Annotated in this window: 13 protein-coding genes and 4 tRNA genes; 1 reads left to right on the top strand and 16 read right to left on the bottom strand. The window is 51.3% G+C overall.

The features are described 5' to 3' along the window. Window positions 1-433 precede the first annotated feature (433 nt). Window positions 434-2,089 (top strand): arylsulfatase AslA, encoded by a 1,656-nt coding sequence (gene aslA / locus HEM79_RS16115; protein WP_000406037.1) that lies wholly within the window; start codon window positions 434-436, stop codon window positions 2,087-2,089. Between the two features lie 127 nt (window positions 2,090-2,216). Here the strand turns inward: aslA and HEM79_RS16110 are convergent, their stop codons facing one another. From HEM79_RS16110 to wecA, 16 genes are all read right to left on the bottom strand, one after another. Continuing rightward, window positions 2,217-3,452 (bottom strand): anaerobic sulfatase maturase, encoded by a 1,236-nt coding sequence (locus HEM79_RS16110; RefSeq protein ID WP_176241542.1) that lies wholly within the window; start codon window positions 3,450-3,452, stop codon window positions 2,217-2,219. Window positions 3,453-3,599: 147 nt separating this feature from the next. Continuing rightward, window positions 3,600-3,676, bottom strand: a tRNA-Pro gene (locus HEM79_RS16105). Window positions 3,677-3,718: 42 nt separating this feature from the next. Further along, window positions 3,719-3,805 (bottom strand) — tRNA-Leu (locus tag HEM79_RS16100). A 20-nt stretch (window positions 3,806-3,825) separates the two neighbouring features. Then, window positions 3,826-3,901, bottom strand: a tRNA-His gene (locus HEM79_RS16095). 58 nt (window positions 3,902-3,959) lie between these two features. Next, a tRNA-Arg gene (locus HEM79_RS16090) sits at window positions 3,960-4,036 on the bottom strand. Window positions 4,037-4,138: 102 nt separating this feature from the next. Then, the gene (thrP, locus tag HEM79_RS16085; RefSeq protein ID WP_000774732.1) at window positions 4,139-5,524 is read right to left on the bottom strand and encodes a bifunctional threonine/serine APC transporter ThrP; all 1,386 of its coding nucleotides are present in this window, start codon (window positions 5,522-5,524) and stop codon (window positions 4,139-4,141) included. Between the two features lie 189 nt (window positions 5,525-5,713). Next, complete coding sequence (gene wecG / locus HEM79_RS16080; protein ID WP_176241543.1) at window positions 5,714-6,454, bottom strand: lipopolysaccharide N-acetylmannosaminouronosyltransferase; 741 nt, start codon at window positions 6,452-6,454, stop codon at window positions 5,714-5,716. A gap of 2 nt (window positions 6,455-6,456) precedes the next feature. Continuing rightward, window positions 6,457-7,809, bottom strand: a complete 1,353-nt coding sequence (gene wzyE / locus HEM79_RS16075) for an ECA oligosaccharide polymerase (protein ID WP_000055105.1) — start codon at window positions 7,807-7,809, stop codon at window positions 6,457-6,459. After that, window positions 7,806-8,885 (bottom strand): TDP-N-acetylfucosamine:lipid II N-acetylfucosaminyltransferase, encoded by a 1,080-nt coding sequence (gene rffT, locus HEM79_RS16070; RefSeq protein ID WP_176241544.1) that lies wholly within the window; start codon window positions 8,883-8,885, stop codon window positions 7,806-7,808. The genes wzyE and rffT overlap by 4 nt, the downstream gene beginning before the upstream one ends. After that, window positions 8,882-10,132: a lipid III flippase WzxE gene (gene wzxE / locus HEM79_RS16065; protein ID WP_039020281.1), complete on the bottom strand. Its 1,251-nt coding sequence runs from the start codon at window positions 10,130-10,132 to the stop codon at window positions 8,882-8,884. Before wzxE ends, rffT begins: the two co-directional genes overlap by 4 nt. A gap of 1 nt (window position 10,133) precedes the next feature. Continuing rightward, entirely contained in the window at window positions 10,134-11,264 is a 1,131-nt protein-coding gene (gene rffA, locus HEM79_RS16060; RefSeq protein WP_000612064.1) for a dTDP-4-amino-4,6-dideoxygalactose transaminase, read from the bottom strand. Between the two features lie 4 nt (window positions 11,265-11,268). Next, window positions 11,269-11,943, bottom strand: coding sequence for a dTDP-4-amino-4,6-dideoxy-D-galactose acyltransferase (gene rffC, locus HEM79_RS16055; RefSeq protein WP_001122571.1), 675 nt, complete (start codon window positions 11,941-11,943; stop codon window positions 11,269-11,271). 34 nt (window positions 11,944-11,977) lie between these two features. Then, window positions 11,978-13,240: a UDP-N-acetyl-D-mannosamine dehydrogenase gene (wecC, locus tag HEM79_RS16050; RefSeq protein ID WP_176241545.1), complete on the bottom strand. Its 1,263-nt coding sequence runs from the start codon at window positions 13,238-13,240 to the stop codon at window positions 11,978-11,980. Further along, on the bottom strand, window positions 13,237-14,367 hold the full coding sequence (gene wecB, locus HEM79_RS16045) for a non-hydrolyzing UDP-N-acetylglucosamine 2-epimerase (protein WP_010355040.1): 1,131 nt from the start codon (window positions 14,365-14,367) through the stop codon (window positions 13,237-13,239). Before wecB ends, wecC begins: the two co-directional genes overlap by 4 nt. Before the next feature lie 55 nt (window positions 14,368-14,422). Further along, window positions 14,423-15,469 (bottom strand): ECA polysaccharide chain length modulation protein, encoded by a 1,047-nt coding sequence (gene wzzE / locus HEM79_RS16040; RefSeq protein ID WP_000193459.1) that lies wholly within the window; start codon window positions 15,467-15,469, stop codon window positions 14,423-14,425. A gap of 11 nt (window positions 15,470-15,480) precedes the next feature. Further along, window positions 15,481-16,584, bottom strand: coding sequence for a UDP-N-acetylglucosamine--undecaprenyl-phosphate N-acetylglucosaminephosphotransferase (gene wecA, locus HEM79_RS16035; protein ID WP_021549958.1), 1,104 nt, complete (start codon window positions 16,582-16,584; stop codon window positions 15,481-15,483). Between the last annotated feature and the right edge of the window lie 161 nt (window positions 16,585-16,745).

Raw genomic sequence — 16,745 nt, 5'->3', positions numbered from 1 at the left:
GAGCATCTACTCAATCATTATGCCATATAGGACAAGGAAATAACATCCTTTAATACTTGTTATGAGATAATTCTGCACCCTGTTTTCATTCACTTGAAATAATCACATTGGTGAATGTTATCTCAAATCTGGCAGCCTTGCCCATATATTTCATGAATAATTAAAGTCGTTAAATAGGCAATATAAATATTAATTGAATTCAAAATCAAAACAGCATCAATAATCAATATTATATAATAAACCAGCCTTACATATCCGCCACACTGGAGGTAGGATTGAAAATGCTCTCCTGATATTCATATTTATTTCCACGGTATATAAATAATATATTTTCATAAATTATTTATATAATTATTTTATCAGGGAGAGGGATCTCAATTATCAATGCTTAATTACGTCGTCGTTTTGATGACAGGAAACCGGAGCATTTCGCATGGAAATTTCTTTTTCACCCAAACTTCTTGTTATTGCTGTTGCCACTGCTATTCCCCTTATGGCCAGTGCAGCAGATACCCCGTCAACTGCCACCGCACGCAAAGGCTTTGCCGGATACGATCACCCAAATCAATATCTGGTTAAACCGGCAACCCAAATTGCCGATAATATGATGCCGGTAATGCAACACCCGGCGCAGGATAAAGAAACCCAGCAGAAACTGGCAGAACTTGAGAAAAAAACCGGCAAGAAACCGAACGTGGTTGTTTTCTTGCTGGACGATGTGGGCTGGATGGACGTTGGCTTTAACGGCGGCGGCGTGGCGGTGGGTAACCCAACGCCAGACATTGACGCCGTTGCCAGCCAGGGGCTGATTTTAACGTCTGCTTATTCACAACCCAGTTCTTCACCAACCCGCGCAACGATTCTCACTGGACAGTATTCCATCCACCACGGCATTTTGATGCCGCCGATGTACGGACAACCTGGCGGTCTGCAAGGGTTAACGACACTACCGCAACTGCTGCATGATCAAGGCTATGTCACCCAAGCCATCGGGAAATGGCACATGGGGGAAAACAAAGAGTCGCAGCCGCAGAACGTCGGCTTCGATGATTTCCGTGGCTTCAACTCAGTGTCCGATATGTATACCGAATGGCGCGATGTTCACGTAAATCCGGAAGTCGCCCTGAGCCCGGATCGTTCTGAATACATCAAACAATTACCGTTCAGCAAAGATGACGTTCATGCCGTGCGCGGCGGTGAGCAAAAAGCCATTGCCGACATTACGCCGAAATATATGGAAGATCTGGATCAACGCTGGATGGAATATGGCGTTAATTTCCTCGATAAAATGGCAAAAAGCGACAAACCTTTTTTCCTCTATTACGGCACTCGCGGCTGTCACTTTGATAACTACCCGAACGCAAAATATGCGGGAAGTTCTCCGGCGCGCACCTCTTACGGCGACTGTATGGTTGAGATGAACGATGTGTTCGCCAACCTGTATAAAGCACTGGAGAAAAACGGTCAGCTCGATAACACGCTGATTATCTTTACCTCCGATAATGGCCCGGAAGCCGAAGTGCCACCACACGGTCGCACACCGTTCCGTGGCTCTAAAGGTTCGACCTGGGAAGGCGGCGTCCGCGTACCGACTTTCGTGTACTGGAAAGGCATGATCCAGCCGCGTAAATCTGACGGTATTGTCGATCTGGCGGATATTTTCCCAACCGCGCTGGATCTGGCGGGTCATCCTGGGGCGAAAGTGGCAAATTTAGTGCCGAAAACCACCTTTATCGATGGCGTGGATCAGACTTCTTTCTTCCTCGGAACAAACGGTCAGTCCAATCGTAAAGCCGAGCACTATTTCCTGAATGGTCAACTCGCTGCCGTGCGTATGGATGAGTTCAAATATCATGTTCTTATTCAGCAGCCATATGCCTATACCCAGAGCGGATATCAGGGAGGATTCACCGGTACAGTAATGCAAACGGCGGGATCTGCGGTATTTAATCTCTATACCGATCCGCAGGAAAGCGACTCCATCGGCGTGCGGCATATTCCGATGGGAGTACCGCTACAGACCGAAATGCATGCGTATATGGAGATCCTGAAAAAATATCCGCCACGCGCGCAGATTAAATCTGACTAAGCCGCTACCTTTGCCGGATGCGATGCTGATGCATCTTATCCAGCCTACAGAACGCTGCAATTTATTGAATTTGCACGATCATGTAGGCACCGGCAAGCAACCGCAGCGGCCTCCAAATGGCCGCTTTTTACTTACTCACTACCATCAAATGTGCCTGCATAATGTCGCTAGCCGGGCGGCCGTGCGCCAGCAAATCAGCCATTGCTTTAAGATATGGCGGTAGATGGCGGAAATAACGCTGATACCCGGCACATAAATAATTCAGCCCCGGTTTGCCGCTGGTATCGAGCATAAAGCGGTGTTTCGGGCAACCTCCCCAGCACGCTTTTAACACGTTGCAACTTCGACACTGCGCCGGCAACTGCTTAAATTTATCTTCACCAAACGCCTGCTGTTGCGGGGAATCGATCATTTCTGCAACTGTCTGCTGAAGCATATTCCCCAGTCGATATTGCGGATAAACATAGTGATCGCAGGCGTAAACATCGCCGTTATGTTCAACAATCACCGAGCGCCCACAGGTTGGCTGATGATGGCAAACTGCGCCCGGCGCGCCGACAAAATTGGCGAACGCCCATTCGATATTCATTACGAAAATCTTGCCGACATCACGTTTGATCCAGTAGTCGAATATCGCCACCAGAAATTCACCGAACTCATCGGGGCGCACCGACCATTCCGTCAACTCACCCTGAATATCGCCAGGCGCATGTAATTTCAGTCCATCGCGGGCAGCTGTTTCATCAGCCAGACGTTCCACTACCGGAATAAACTGGATGAACTCCACGCCCGCATCACGTAAAAAATCATAAACCTGTAACGGTTGCTGCGCGCTGGTACGGTTGACGCACGCCAGAACGTTATAATCAACGTGATATTTTTGCAGTAATTTAAGTGCGCGCATCACCAGCTTATGCGTTGGTCTGCCGCCTTTGGTCACGCGATATTGATTATGGATCTCAGCCGGACCATCCAGCGATAAACCGACCAGGAAATGATTTTCTGCCAGAAATGCACACCATTCATCATCGAGCAGCACGCCGTTAGTCTGGAAGCTGTTACTTACCTTCCTGCCAGCACCATATTTCGCCTGTAGCGCCACTGCACGGCGGTAAAACTCCAGCCCGAGTAACGTTGGTTCGCCGCCCTGCCAGGTAAAAGCCACTTCGTTTTGGGGTTCGCTGGCAGCAATATAGTGACGGACATACGCTTCAAGCGTGTCATCGTCCATATGCGTGACAGGTTGTTCGCGGTAAAGGGATTGTTTTTCGAGATAAAAACAGTAGTCACAGTTCAGATTACAATCTGAACCGCTCGGTTTCGCCATTACGTGAAAAGCACGCGTCGGAACCTGTTGCAGCATAGTCGCTCCTTGCCTGAAGTCGTCCTTCGATGAATTTAAGGGCGAAATAATACCGTTTGGCAATGATTAACTACGGGCGTTTATTGCGAAGGGTGAGTGATGGAATGCACAGAAAACAAAAAACCCCGCCGAAGCGGGGTTCAAAATTGGTCGGCGAGAGAGGATTCGAACCTCCGACCCACTGGTCCCAAACCAGTTGCGCTACCAAGCTGCGCTACTCGCCGAAATACTGCTTTTTGAATTTTTAGTTCAATTCTTTAAAGTCGTGGTGCGAGGGGGGGGACTTGAACCCCCACGTCCGTAAGGACACTAACACCTGAAGCTAGCGCGTCTACCAATTCCGCCACCTTCGCATTGTCACAACTTCTAATAATGGGGTGGCTAATGGGATTCGAACCCACGACAACTGGAATCACAATCCAGGGCTCTACCAACTGAGCTATAGCCACCACTACAAATCTTGTTACGCGGTATTACTACCACCGCAGCTCAAGCGCCGGGACTAAATGGCGCGCCCGACAGGATTCGAACCTGAGACCTCTGCCTCCGGAGGGCAGCGCTCTATCCAGCTGAGCTACGGGCGCTTAGCGCCGTTGCGGGGGTGGATAATACGGACTTCCCACCCCTCTGTCTAGTCCCTTTTTAAATAAAATGCGCGTTTGGTTACGGTTTGTGCATTTTGCTGCTTATTCCTCCAGTTTATGCACTTTACCGTGGCGATTAAGGCCAAAAACTTTATAAATCGCCGTCACCGCCAGCATGAAGATGATGCCGACAAACAGCGACATACGGGTATCTTCATTAAAGTACATGCCGATCAAAACGCAAATCAGGAATGCCATTGTTACGTAATTGGCCCACGGGAAGAGAATGGAGCGGAACGGATGGCTGGCAATCGCCGCTTTGTGCGCACGACGAAAACGCAGCTGACTAATCAGGATCACAAACCACGGCACCATCCCCGGAAGAACGCTGGCGCTGTAGACATAAACAAACACACGCTGTGGATTGGGGATGATGTAGTTCAGGCATGAACCAATCAACAGAATGGCTATTGATACCGCCACACCCGCAACCGGTACGCCGTGACGAGAAACTTTCGCCATCGCCGCCGGTAACTGACGGTTTTTCGCCAGCGCGTAAAGCATACGTCCGCAACTGTACATGCCGCTGTTACAGCCAGAGAGCGCCGCCGTCAGCACCACAAAGTTGATAATGCCCGCCGCTGCGGTAATACCGATTTTGGCAAAAGTCAGTACGAACGGGCTGCCGTTGCTGCCAATTTCATTCCACGGGAAGATGGTGACGATAACGAAAATCGCGCCTACGTAGAAAATCAGGATCCGCCACAGCACTTTACCTACCGCGCTGCGCAACGTCACCTGCGGATTCTTCGCTTCACCGGCGGTGATGCCAATCAGCTCCACGCCCTGGTAGGACGCCACCACGATACACAGCGCGGTCAGGAACCCTTTCCAGCCACCCGCAAAGAAACCGCCATGCTCTGTGAGATTGCTAAAACCAATCGACTGCCCGCCATTACCAAAGCCAAAGAAAATCACGCCCAGGCCAATGACGATCATCACAATGATTGTGGTGACTTTGATCATCGCGAACCAGAACTCGATTTCACCATACAACCGCACCGCCGCCAGATTTGCCAGCGCCACCAGCGCCACCGCGATCAATGCTGGTATCCACTGTGCCATCTCCGGGAACCAGAACTGGACGTAGACGCCGATGGCGGTAATTTCTGAGATCCCCACCGCCATCCACATAAACCAGTAAGACCAGGCGGTGAGATAGCCAAAGAACGGGCTCATATAACGATGTGCGTAGACGGCGAAAGAACCAGTAACCGGTTCGAGGAACAACATTTCGCCCATTGAACGCATAATGAAAAAGACAAACAGCCCGGCGATGATATAGGCCAACAATACGGATGGCCCTGCCCATTTCAAGGTACTGGCGGCCCCCATAAACAGGCCGACGCCAATGGTGCCCCCAAGGGCGATGAGTTCGATATGTCGAGCTTCCAGCCCACGCTGTAGCTCTGGTTTGTTATCTGCCATAAATCCTCGTGTTGTGTTTGCATGCTTTTCCGGTGTTACCGGTTATCGTTATGGGTACATCGAGTGTTGCGAATGTTTTCGTAATTTAGAAGAAATGGCAAATGAAGCATTAAAAATTTGAATGCTTTGTGTAATAAAACAGCAGGCAGGCGACGGAGTGACCACTCCGCCGCTTTACAGAGAGGAAAATCAGAGGTTGCCAGTGTAGTGCCAGCGTAAATAACGCAGCAAACGAAGCTGACGCTTAATGCGGCTCGGCTGCGAAAGCAGGCGGTAGAGCCACTCCAGCCCCAGTTTTTGCCAGATTTTCGGCGCGCGTTTCACATGACCAGTAAAGACATCGTAAGTCCCGCCAACGCCCATATACAGCGCATCTGGATGCACCAGACGGCAATCGCGCATGAAGATCTCCTGTTTTGGCGATCCCATCGCAACGGTGACGATTTGCGCTCCACTGTCATGAATGCGTTCAAATAGTGCCTGACGCTGCTCGGGTTTGAAATAGCCGTCTTGGCTACCAACGATATTCACATTCCACTGGTCACGCAATTTAGCTTCGGTCTGCGCCAGCACTTCAGGTTTACCGCCAACAAGAAATACTGGCGTCCCTTCTTTTCCTGCGCGCGCCATCAGCTCTTCCCAGAGATCGGCCCCGGCAACGCGGGAAACCTGCGCCTGCGGGTACTTTTTACGTACTGAACGTACAACGCTAATACCATCGGCATATTTAAATTCGGCAGCGTTAATTAACTCCCTGACCTCGGCATTATCTTCAATGGTCAGCATTTTTTCGGCATTAATAGCAACCAGCGTTCCCTGCTTAAGCTGCCCGTCAGCGAACAGATAATCGAGGGCGTGCTGCATATCACGCCAACCGATCAACGGTAAGCCACGTAGCGTGTAGGTCGGTGCCGTGGTGTTGTTATTCATTGTTATCCTTCAACCCGCGTCCGGAGCGATGATTTTGTGCGTTTATGAATGAGTCCGGCGCTTTCAAAAAGCCAGTACAACAGTTTTGCGATCATCAGACATGCGCCGAAGACCACGATAAAAAAGACCACGCGTGAGACAAACGAATCCAGCCCTTCGCGCGCCAGTACGATCATATTAAAGATCGCCCCGAAGCAGAAACTGTGCAATATCGCGGCCTTATAACGATTGGTTTCGCGGTTGCCCAGCTCATACAGCCAGTCGAACCATTTAATGATCAGTCCAACTACAATCGCCCCCAGAGGAATAAACAGCGCGCCGCCCATAACAACCAGTGAACCAATAAGCGTAGGCGAGATTGCCAGGCCGGAGTGATTGTTCAGCACTTCCCAGGTGAAATAGTTGGCAGAATTCAGCACCATGCTCGGGCGTCCCGGCCACAACCAGGAAGGAATAAAGACATAGAAATCGCGGACAATCGGCGCCAGCCCCTGGAAGTCAATGTTGTCGTAGTTCTGCAACAGCAACGCCAGATTCTCCCACGGCGAGAAGGTGTCGCGGGTGAGATAGAGAAACGTGTAGAACGCCTCATCGCCGCTCACGTTCATTCCATAGCGTTTTAGCGCCAGCCAGAACATGCCAACAATCCCCAGCACGCCTGCCGCCGCCAGCATCCACAACGAAATCCAGCCGCGAATAATGCCAATAAACAGGAAGATAGCGAATGCGATGATGATATTGGCGCGAGTACCGCCGACGATCATATAAGTCAGCAAGCCAAATGCGACCGTGCTGACGAGGAAAAACAGCCACGCTTTGCTGTCCTGGCGCAGAAAGTAGACCACCAGCATCGCCGGGATGAAAAAGTAAAAGAAGCGTTTTAGCGCCACGCCGGAGACTTCACTGGAGAAGATCTGGCTGTAGGAGTTAAGCCGGAACAGCAAAAAACCGTTGTGCATGAAGAAGATGCCGACGCTCACCAGCGCGATGCCCATCAGAATCACCCACGTAAGATTGGTCTCCACGCGGTTCATGGTAAACAGCGGGCGGCGCGCTACATCAGCAACGCGTTTGCGTAGGCGGGTTTTGTAGGTAACGTAGTAAACCGCGTAGAAGCAAGCAGCAGAAAGCAGCGCCTGAAGGAGAATTTCTGGCGGCGCAACGCCGACATTAAAGCGAAATACCAGCACGCTGGTCAGCGGAAAGCCAAAGAAAAAGGTGAGCAAAAACAGCAATGAAAAGAAGACATTGAAGTTAAAGCGCACGCGGCGAAACTCAAACCAGGTCAGCGTAGCAATAAACAGTGAGCAAAGCAGCCAGACAACAAACAGGCCGCTAAATTGCAACAGGCTCATGCGTCCTCCCCGCTGGCAATAGCCAGCGCCCGCTGCCAGCCTTGTAGATAGTTCGGGCTAAAGAAGGCAATGTTGTTTTTGTCCACCGACGCCAGTTGGCGCTGCGCTTCACGCACAATATCCTCGTTGAGATCGTCGGTAGTAAACAGCACCGGCAAATGTTGCTCTGTCATATCCTGCCAGAACGGATTTTCCCGGTTGAGCACACAAGGAATACCCGCCTGAATCAGTAAGCACAGCGTACCAATGCCCTGCTGGCGGGCAAAAATAAAGTAGCCGAGATCGCACTGACGAAGTAGCGCCAGATAGGCGTCAAAATCCAGTTTTTCGCTCAGAACTTGCAGATTTTCTTCGCTGAACAGTTTCAGTCCTGCCTGACGAACTTCGTTAATATACGCATCGTTGTTGGGCGGATATCCCATCGGCACCACCACTTTTACCGTATCGCCAAACTGCTGATAAACAGTATTTAAGGCGGCGATGTGTTCATTGCTACGATCGCCGGAGTTCCCCACCAGAATGGTTATTTTCCCTTCACGTTGCCGATCGTTCGCCATCGTATTGAGAGAAGGATCCATTCGGGTTGGGAAGTAAATCAGTTCGCCCCGCACCTTAGGATGCGTTTTAGCAAAAAAGCTCAAATCACCGCGAGTGGCAAATACGCAGCCAACTCGCTTTTGTGCCAGTCGGCGGACAGGATAGAAAAGTTTGAATTTCAGCCCGCTGGAAACCTCATAGAGATCTGCACCCCAGATATGCCAGTAAAACTGGCTGGGTTTGATACCACCACTCAGCAACGCCAGCCATAGCGCGGTGTTGAACTGACCGTGGAAGAAAAATCGCTGCTGGCGGTTAGCTTTCGCCTTTGCGATGACCGCTTCTGCCAGGGATTTTTTACCAGGGTAAAATTGCACAGAAAGCGCCGGACAGCTGTCACTTAAGGCGTCGTCCTTGCCAGCAACCATAAACTCGCGCGCGTGCTCGCTCGTCGCGGCCAGCGCGTCGTTGAAAAACCGTAGAACGGTTTGGTTATGGTGAGGGATATCCGATCCCAGTACGTGAATCAGTACAGTCATGCCCGCCTACGCCAGAGTAAAAACACGCCACAACAAAGAGAGAAATAGACGATATAAGTTGCCATATAAGCCTGCGCCGCGCCCAGAGCACCATGCGCGGGGATCAACCAGTGGGCAAATACCATCAACAAAGTGAACTGGCTGACTTCCGCCAGAATATAAAACCGCAGCGACGCTTTGGCGATCACCAGATAACCAAAGACATAAGCGCCCACTTTCAATACATCGCCTACCAACTGCCAGGCAAAGAGATCGCGCATGGCGGTAAATTTATTCGACAACAACAGCCAGATAGCAAAATCGCGCAGCAGCCAGACGGTAAAACTCGCCGCCGCCACTGCCGGTAAGACGAATTTCAGCGACTTCACCACTTCCCGGGTGATATCGCGCTTTTCCGTTAGCCGCGACAACGTGGGCAGCAAATATACGCTGAACGATGCCGTAATAAATTGCAGGTAGGCATCGGAAATACTGCTCACCCCTTGCCAAATCCCCACTTCATCCCAGCTGTATTGCGCCGCCAGTAGTTTACGCATCATGATATAAGCAACGGGCAAGGTCACCGACGTAATCAGCGCCATGAGCGTGAACTTACTCAACTGCCCAGCCAGACCATTATCCCAGCTGGGTTTCAGATAGCTTAAAGGAATTGCACCACGCTTAATTAACATGATGACGGCAGGAATCACCACCAGCGCAGGAATCAACGCCAGACCCAGCAACGCGCCTTCATAACCGCCCAAACGGTAACTGACGTAATAGGCGATAACGCCAATCAAGCTGCCGACAATCAGCGATAACGCATTACCTGCGGCATCGCGAAAGCCTTTCATCAACGCCAGCAACAGGTTGCCCCAGGCGATCCCCATTTGCACCAACGCCACTAAACGCACCAGCCCCTGATAGTCGGTATTACCAAACAATCCCTGGCTGATTGGCGCAGCTGCCAGCACAAAAACCAGCGCCATCAGCGTGGAAAAGCCAAGCACCATCGCTGATGAAGTACCGACCACTCGGCGCAACTGCTGCGGATTATCATGGTACTGGGCAACGTATTTGGTTACGCCGTTAAAAATGCCCGCCCCAGCAAGCACGCCGAGCACGGTAATCAACTGGCGGAAATTTGCCGCCAGTCCCAGCCCAGCCGGACCAAATGATACCGCCAGCAACTTACCGACCAGTAATCCGGCGCCAATCTTGACCAGCGTACTGGCCGCCGTCCATAAGGACGCTTTTGCCAGCGACATATCAGGAGAAGTAGTTCAACAAGGTCGCAATTACCGTGCGTTGATTGACGGGCGACAAATTGTAGAACAGCGGCAGGCGCAGCAGGCGCTCGCTCTCTTTGGTGGTGTAGCGATCTTCGCCGTGGAACTCACCAAAGCGTTCACCCGCAGGGCTTGCGTGTAGCGGAATATAATGGAACACCGCCATAATTTCCGCTTCTTTCAGGAAGTTAATCAATGCGCTCCGGTCATCATTATCCCGCAGCTTAATGTAGAACATATGCGCGTTCTGCACGCAGCCATCTGGAATCGATGGCAGTTCGATACGCCCGGCTTTCGCCAGAGGTGCTAACGCATCGTAGTAGTTTTGCCACAACGCCAAACGTTGCTGGTTGATACGTTCGGCGGCTTCCAGTTGCGCCCACAGGTACGCAGCTTGCAGATCGGACATCAGATAGCTGGAACCAATATCACGCCATGTATATTTATCGACCTGACCACGGAAGAACTGGCTGCGGTTAGTGCCTTTTTCACGGATGATCTCGGCACGTTCAATCAACGCTTTATCGTTAATCAGCGTCGCACCACCTTCACCGCCCGCCGTGTAGTTTTTGGTTTCATGGAAGCTAAAGCAGCCAATATGACCAATGGTTCCCAGCGCACGCCCTTTGTAAGTGGACATCACGCCCTGAGCGGCATCTTCCACCACAAACAGGTTATGCTTTTTCGCCAGCGCCATAATGGTGTCCATTTCACAGGCCACGCCCGCGTAATGTACCGGCACGATAACGCGCGTTTTGTCGGTGATCGCCGATTCAATAAGCGTTTCATCGATGTTCATGGTGTCCGGGCGGACATCCACAAAGACGATTTTTGCTCCACGCAGCACGAAGGCGTTGGCGGTGGAGACAAAGGTGTAGCTCGGCATGATCACTTCATCGCCCGGCTGGATATCGAGCAGCAACGCCGCCATCTCCAGCGAAGCGGTGCAGGACGGCGTCAGCAGCACTTTGGCACTACCAAAACGTTGCTCCAGCCACTGCTGGCAGCGACGGGTAAAACCGCCATCGCCGCACAGTTTGCCGCTACCCATTGCCGACTGCATATAGTCGAGTTCGGTTCCTACCACCGGCGGTGCGTTAAATGGAATCATGTGATCACCTGTATAACCAGTACGCGGTGCTTTCTACATTCGCACCACTTTGTATGTATCGTTTAAGCGCGGCGGTGTTGCCCATCTGGGTCGCCACCCGCAATGTTTTTTTACCGCGAGCATACGCCCAGTTTAGCGCCGCTTGCATCAGCTGTGCACCGGAGCCACGGCCTGCCAGCAAGCCAATGCGCGCGTCAGTGGCATTCAATTCTCGTAGAGAAACATAGCCACAAATATCACCAGACGCTGAGCGTAAAATCAGGCATTGATGATCAAAAGTGCCGCGTACGGCGTTTTCAATCCACTGCGCATAAAAGCGGCCACTGGCGTCAGGCGCATACCACGGCGCACGAAAACGGCTTTGCGCAAATGCCTCACTGGCTAACTGGCGTAGCACTGGAATATCTGTCTCTTGTGCCACTTCTGCGTCGCTATCACTTGCGTTGTTCACGGGCAGTACCAAATCAACTTCACCTTCAACCAGTAAGAATCCCAGTTGTTGCAAGGCGTCCAGCTCATCGGTATTTGATGCAGCAATTTTGGCCTGCACCCGTGACCACGGCGCTAAGGCGTCTGACGTCAGGAGTGGCGCGTCAGGACTAATGCGCACAATGGCGCTGTTGACACCAAAGAAGGTGTTTTCCCAGGTTAGTGGTTCAATTCTGGCGCGAATGGGCATTGTGTGACTCCCTCAAAACAGTCATTCACTGTAATCAGCGCCAGACCCCTTTGGTATCCACGACATACTGCTGTTTAACATGTTCGCCGCTGATGGCTTTGAACTGACTGTGATCGACCAGCATCACCAGCACATCTGCCGTTGCCAGTGCGTCGTCAAGCTGCGCCAGAGTGCAAAGTCCGATCAGTTTTTTCGGCAACTGGTGAATATTCGGTTCAACAACCAGCGTTTCACCGCTGTGCCATTGAGCGATCAGTTCAGCGATTTCCATTGCCGGACTTTCGCGCAGATCATCAATATTCGGTTTAAACGCCAGACCAAAGCAGGCAATTTTCAGCTCGCTGGCGCGTTTATCCGTAGCGGACTGGCAGTCGGCAACCACCGCTTTGACCTGATCGATAACCCAGAAAGGTTTGTTGTCATTCACTTCGCGCGCGGTACGGATAAGCCGCGCCTGCTGCGGGTTCTGCGCCACGATAAACCACGGATCAACTGCAATACAGTGACCACCCACGCCAGGCCCAGGCTGAAGAATATTGACTCGTGGATGGCGATTCGCCAGGCGAACCAGTTCCCAGACGTTAATCCCCTGATCGGCACAAATCAGCGATAGTTCGTTAGCAAAAGCAATATTCACATCGCGGAAGCTGTTTTCAGTCAACTTACACATTTCCGCCGTCCGCGAGTTAGTGACGACACACTCACCTTCGAGGAAAATTTTGTACAGTTCGCTGGCGCGCGCAGAACAAACCGGTGTCATACCGCCAATCACACGGTCATTTTTAATCAACTCGACCATCACCTGCCCCGGCAACACGCGTTCCGGGCAGTAAGCAATGTTGACGTCCGCCTGCTCGCCCACTTGCTGCGGGAAAGTCAGATCTGGACGCATCTCTGCTAACCATTCTGCCATCTTCTCAGTTGAGCCCACCGGCGAGGTGGACTCAAGGATCACCAGCGCGCCTTTTTTCAGTACTGGCGCAATGGAGCGGGCAGCCGATTCGACGTAAGTCATATCCGGTTCATGATCGCCTTTAAACGGCGTAGGTACAGCAATCAGCCAGGCATCCGCCTCAACCGGCGTTGTGCTCGCTCGTAAAAAACCACCTTCTACGGCAGTTTTTACCACACTCGCCAAATCAGGCTCGACGATATGGATTTCGCCACGATTGATGGTATCAACCGCTTGTTGGTTGATATCGACACCAATCACCTGTTTTTGCCGGGAGGCAAACGCTGCCGCCGTTGGCAGCCCAATGTAACCCAGTCCAATGACAGAAATGGTCGCAAAACTCATAGTGATATCCGATTATTTTTTAACGCTTCCAGAATGCGAGAGCATGCCTGACCATCACCATACGGGTTATGGGCGCGGCTCATAGTTTGATATTCGTTTTCGTCTTTTAAAAGACGTGTCACTTCCTCGACAATTCGTTGCTTATCCGTGCCGACCAGACGCACCGTACCCGCAGTCACCGCTTCCGGACGTTCAGTGGTATCGCGCATCACCAGCACCGGTTTACCCAGTGAAGGCGCTTCTTCCTGAATACCGCCAGAGTCAGTCAAAATCAACCAGGCGTGGTTCATCAGCCAGACAAACGGTAAATACTCCTGGGGATCGATCAGAATGACATTTTTCACATGCCCCAGAATGCGGTTTACCGGTTCTCTGACGTTCGGGTTGAGATGTACCGGATAGACAATCTGGATGTCCTGATGAGTGGTGGCGATTTCTGCCAGTGCGTGGCAAATTTCTTCAAAGCCACGACCGAAGCTCTCACGTCTGTGACCGGTCACCAGAATCATCTTCTTATCGGGGTCGATAAACGGGTAATTTTCCGCCAGTTCAGAACGCAGCGTATCGCTGCTCATCACCTGGTCGCGCACCCACAGCAAGGCGTCGATAACGGTATTGCCGGTGATAAAGATTCGGCTATCAGCGACGTTTTCACGCAGCAGGTTTTGCCGCGAGGTTTCAGTAGGGGAGAAATGGTACATCGCCAGATGACCAGTCAGCGTGCGGTTAGCCTCTTCCGGCCAGGGTGAATAGAGATCGCCCGTACGCAGTCCAGCCTCTACGTGACCAACAGGAATACGCTGATAAAACGCCGCCAGACTGGTGGCCAGCGTCGTGGTGGTATCGCCGTGTACCAGCACCACGTCTGGTTTGAACTCGGCAAGAATAGGTTTTAATCCTTCAAGAATTCGACAGGTTATCTCTGTCAGGCCCTGCCCTGGCTGCATTATGTTGAGATCGTAGTCAGGTACAATGGAAAAGAGTTTCAGCACCTGATCGAGCATCTCCCGATGCTGCGCAGTGACGCAAACTTTAGCCTCAAAAAAAGGATCTTTTGCCAACGCATGCACCAGCGGCGCCATCTTGATGGCTTCCGGGCGCGTACCAAATACAGTCAGTACTTTCACATCGATTCTCTTTGAATAAGCGGCGAGCGCCTTTGCGCTCACCGCAGCTGTGTTGCTATTTCGAGCAACGGCGGGTTAATGCGACACCAGCCCCGATCAGCCCCCCGACAATGCCCCACATAATCATCAGGAAGGCACGACGTGGGCTATCGCGTTTTACCGGTTCTTCCGGCGTACGCAAATAGCGATAGGTCTGAAAACGCGGATCCAGGGTTGGACCTACATTAAGGGTATTTAACATGGCCCGATTCTGATCATAGTCGAGATCAAAGGCCGGACCGACGGCCTGTAAGTTTTCTAATCGCGCCTGCAGCATAGGGCGACCCAGCAAAAACATTTCTGAATCAGGCAATTCATCCGCAGGGACATCTGTCGCACTACGAGAAATATTATGTTGCTCGGCGATTTTGAGCGCCTGCTCAATGCTGTTTACCCGGCGGTCGTAGATCGCTTTCGCCACTTCTTCCTGACGCTTCACCTGGGCTTTCATTTGGATAGTGCGTGCTGCCCATGCGCCTTTCAGCTCATCATTCAGATGGCTGGCAGCGCGCTGACTGGCGAATGCGACATATTGACGCAGCAGATTATTGGCATCAGGGGCAGTTTCGGCAATCAATTTAACGTTATCATTGATCGCGCGGGTGAAATCACCGGGAATAAACTGGATGTTGTTGATCATTTCATCCAGCAGAGCCGCATCAGCTTTACTGTTACCGACCATCCGCTGTTTGTAATAATCCGTCTGCAGCCAGAAATCGCGACGGGTGTCCCACGACGCCAGCTGCATAACAAATTCTTTATAGGCTTCGTCCATGACCGATGGTTGGTCGGCAGGAGCCATGTTCGAACGGACGTCCAGGTTACGCAAAAACTGCTGCTGTGAGTAGTATCCCCCCAGCATATTCACCGTTGGACGGTCGGTAATCGCCGTCGCACTCCACTCCTGGCGGGCGAAAAATGTATATGCCAGCGCAATTAACGCAAACGCCAGCCCCATGCCAATAATCCACAGCTTCCCAGCCCACAAGGTACGAAACAACCCACGAATATCCAGTTCATTTTCAGCGTCTTCGGCTGGTTTCCCAGGCATTGGTTGCGTCATTACATCCTCGTTTATTTGGTTAAGTTGGGGCTGCCACCACGGTTTCTGCGCAGTCGGCGTTTCACACGCTTAATAAAGCGAGCAACCTTCCAGGCGCGCTTAATGCAATAGCCATAGAGGAAGAATGCTAGCAAAAAGAGCACCAGCATGACCCATTCAGGGACAAAATGAGAATATTCTGCCAGCACACCAATGGAGGCAAGCAGTGCAGCAGCAAGGGTAATCAGCACAAATGCCTGACGAGAAGTAAAGCCGGCACGCATGATTAAATGATGAATGTGCTGACGGTCAGGAGAGAACGGGCTCATGCCTTTACGCAGGCGACGATACATAATTGCCACCATATCCATTAGCGGAATGGCGATTATCCATAATGCAGTCACCGGGCTAATCGGATGCGTTTTGCCCTGGGTGGTTTCCAGCAGGATCCAGATTACGGTAAAACCAATCAGTGTACTGCCCGCATCGCCCATAAAGACTTTATAGCGACGTCCCAGAATACCGAGGTTGAGCATGATGTAAGGCAGGATGGCGGCGATCATCGCAAAGCACCAGATAGCGAGGCTGGTTTGCCCGTCGAACCACAAAATCATGCCAATTGCCGCAAATGAGACGCAGGATAAGCCGCCCAGCAAACCGTCAATGCCATCAACCATATTGAAAGCATTAATTGCCGCCCAGACTGCAAACAACGTCAGGAAATACCCAAACGGTCCGAGTACCATCTCCCAGTCGCCAAAAATATAGCCAAGGCTACTGAGATAAAGTTTGCCGAACACCATCATAACAATGCCAACAGCGGCCTGTATGGTGGCTCGGATTTTTACGCTGATATCAAAACGGTCATCCAGCGCGCCAATGAACACCAGGACGCCAGCGCAAGCCAGGTAGAGAGATGCATGCGGAATGTAATAATCGACAATTCCGAACGTAAAGCAAATCCCTGCATAAACTGAAATACCCCCAACGAGCGGTATCAATCCCTGGTGACGTTTGCGGAAGTTAGGTTTATCCACTAAACCGACTTTTTTTGCTACCTTGCGGGCAAAAAACAGAAACAGTGTCGTGAATAAAAAAATACTGATGAGATCAGTACTCACTGTCAGTAAATTCACAATGCATGCTCTCAGAGAAAATTATTAGCAGAAGTATACCCACGAAGACCTTTATTCAGAAGGGAAACTACTTTCTGAACCAATCAGACTTGTGTAAAAACCAACCACTCGCGACGAAAATCGTATAAAACACCCGCAAAAACCAGGAATTTTCCCACCAT

The sequence above is a fragment of the Escherichia sp. 93.0816 genome, from assembly GCF_013368855.2.
Lineage (GTDB): Bacteria > Pseudomonadota > Gammaproteobacteria > Enterobacterales > Enterobacteriaceae > Escherichia > Escherichia ruysiae.
This window is presented reverse-complemented; position numbering and strand designations above follow the sequence as displayed.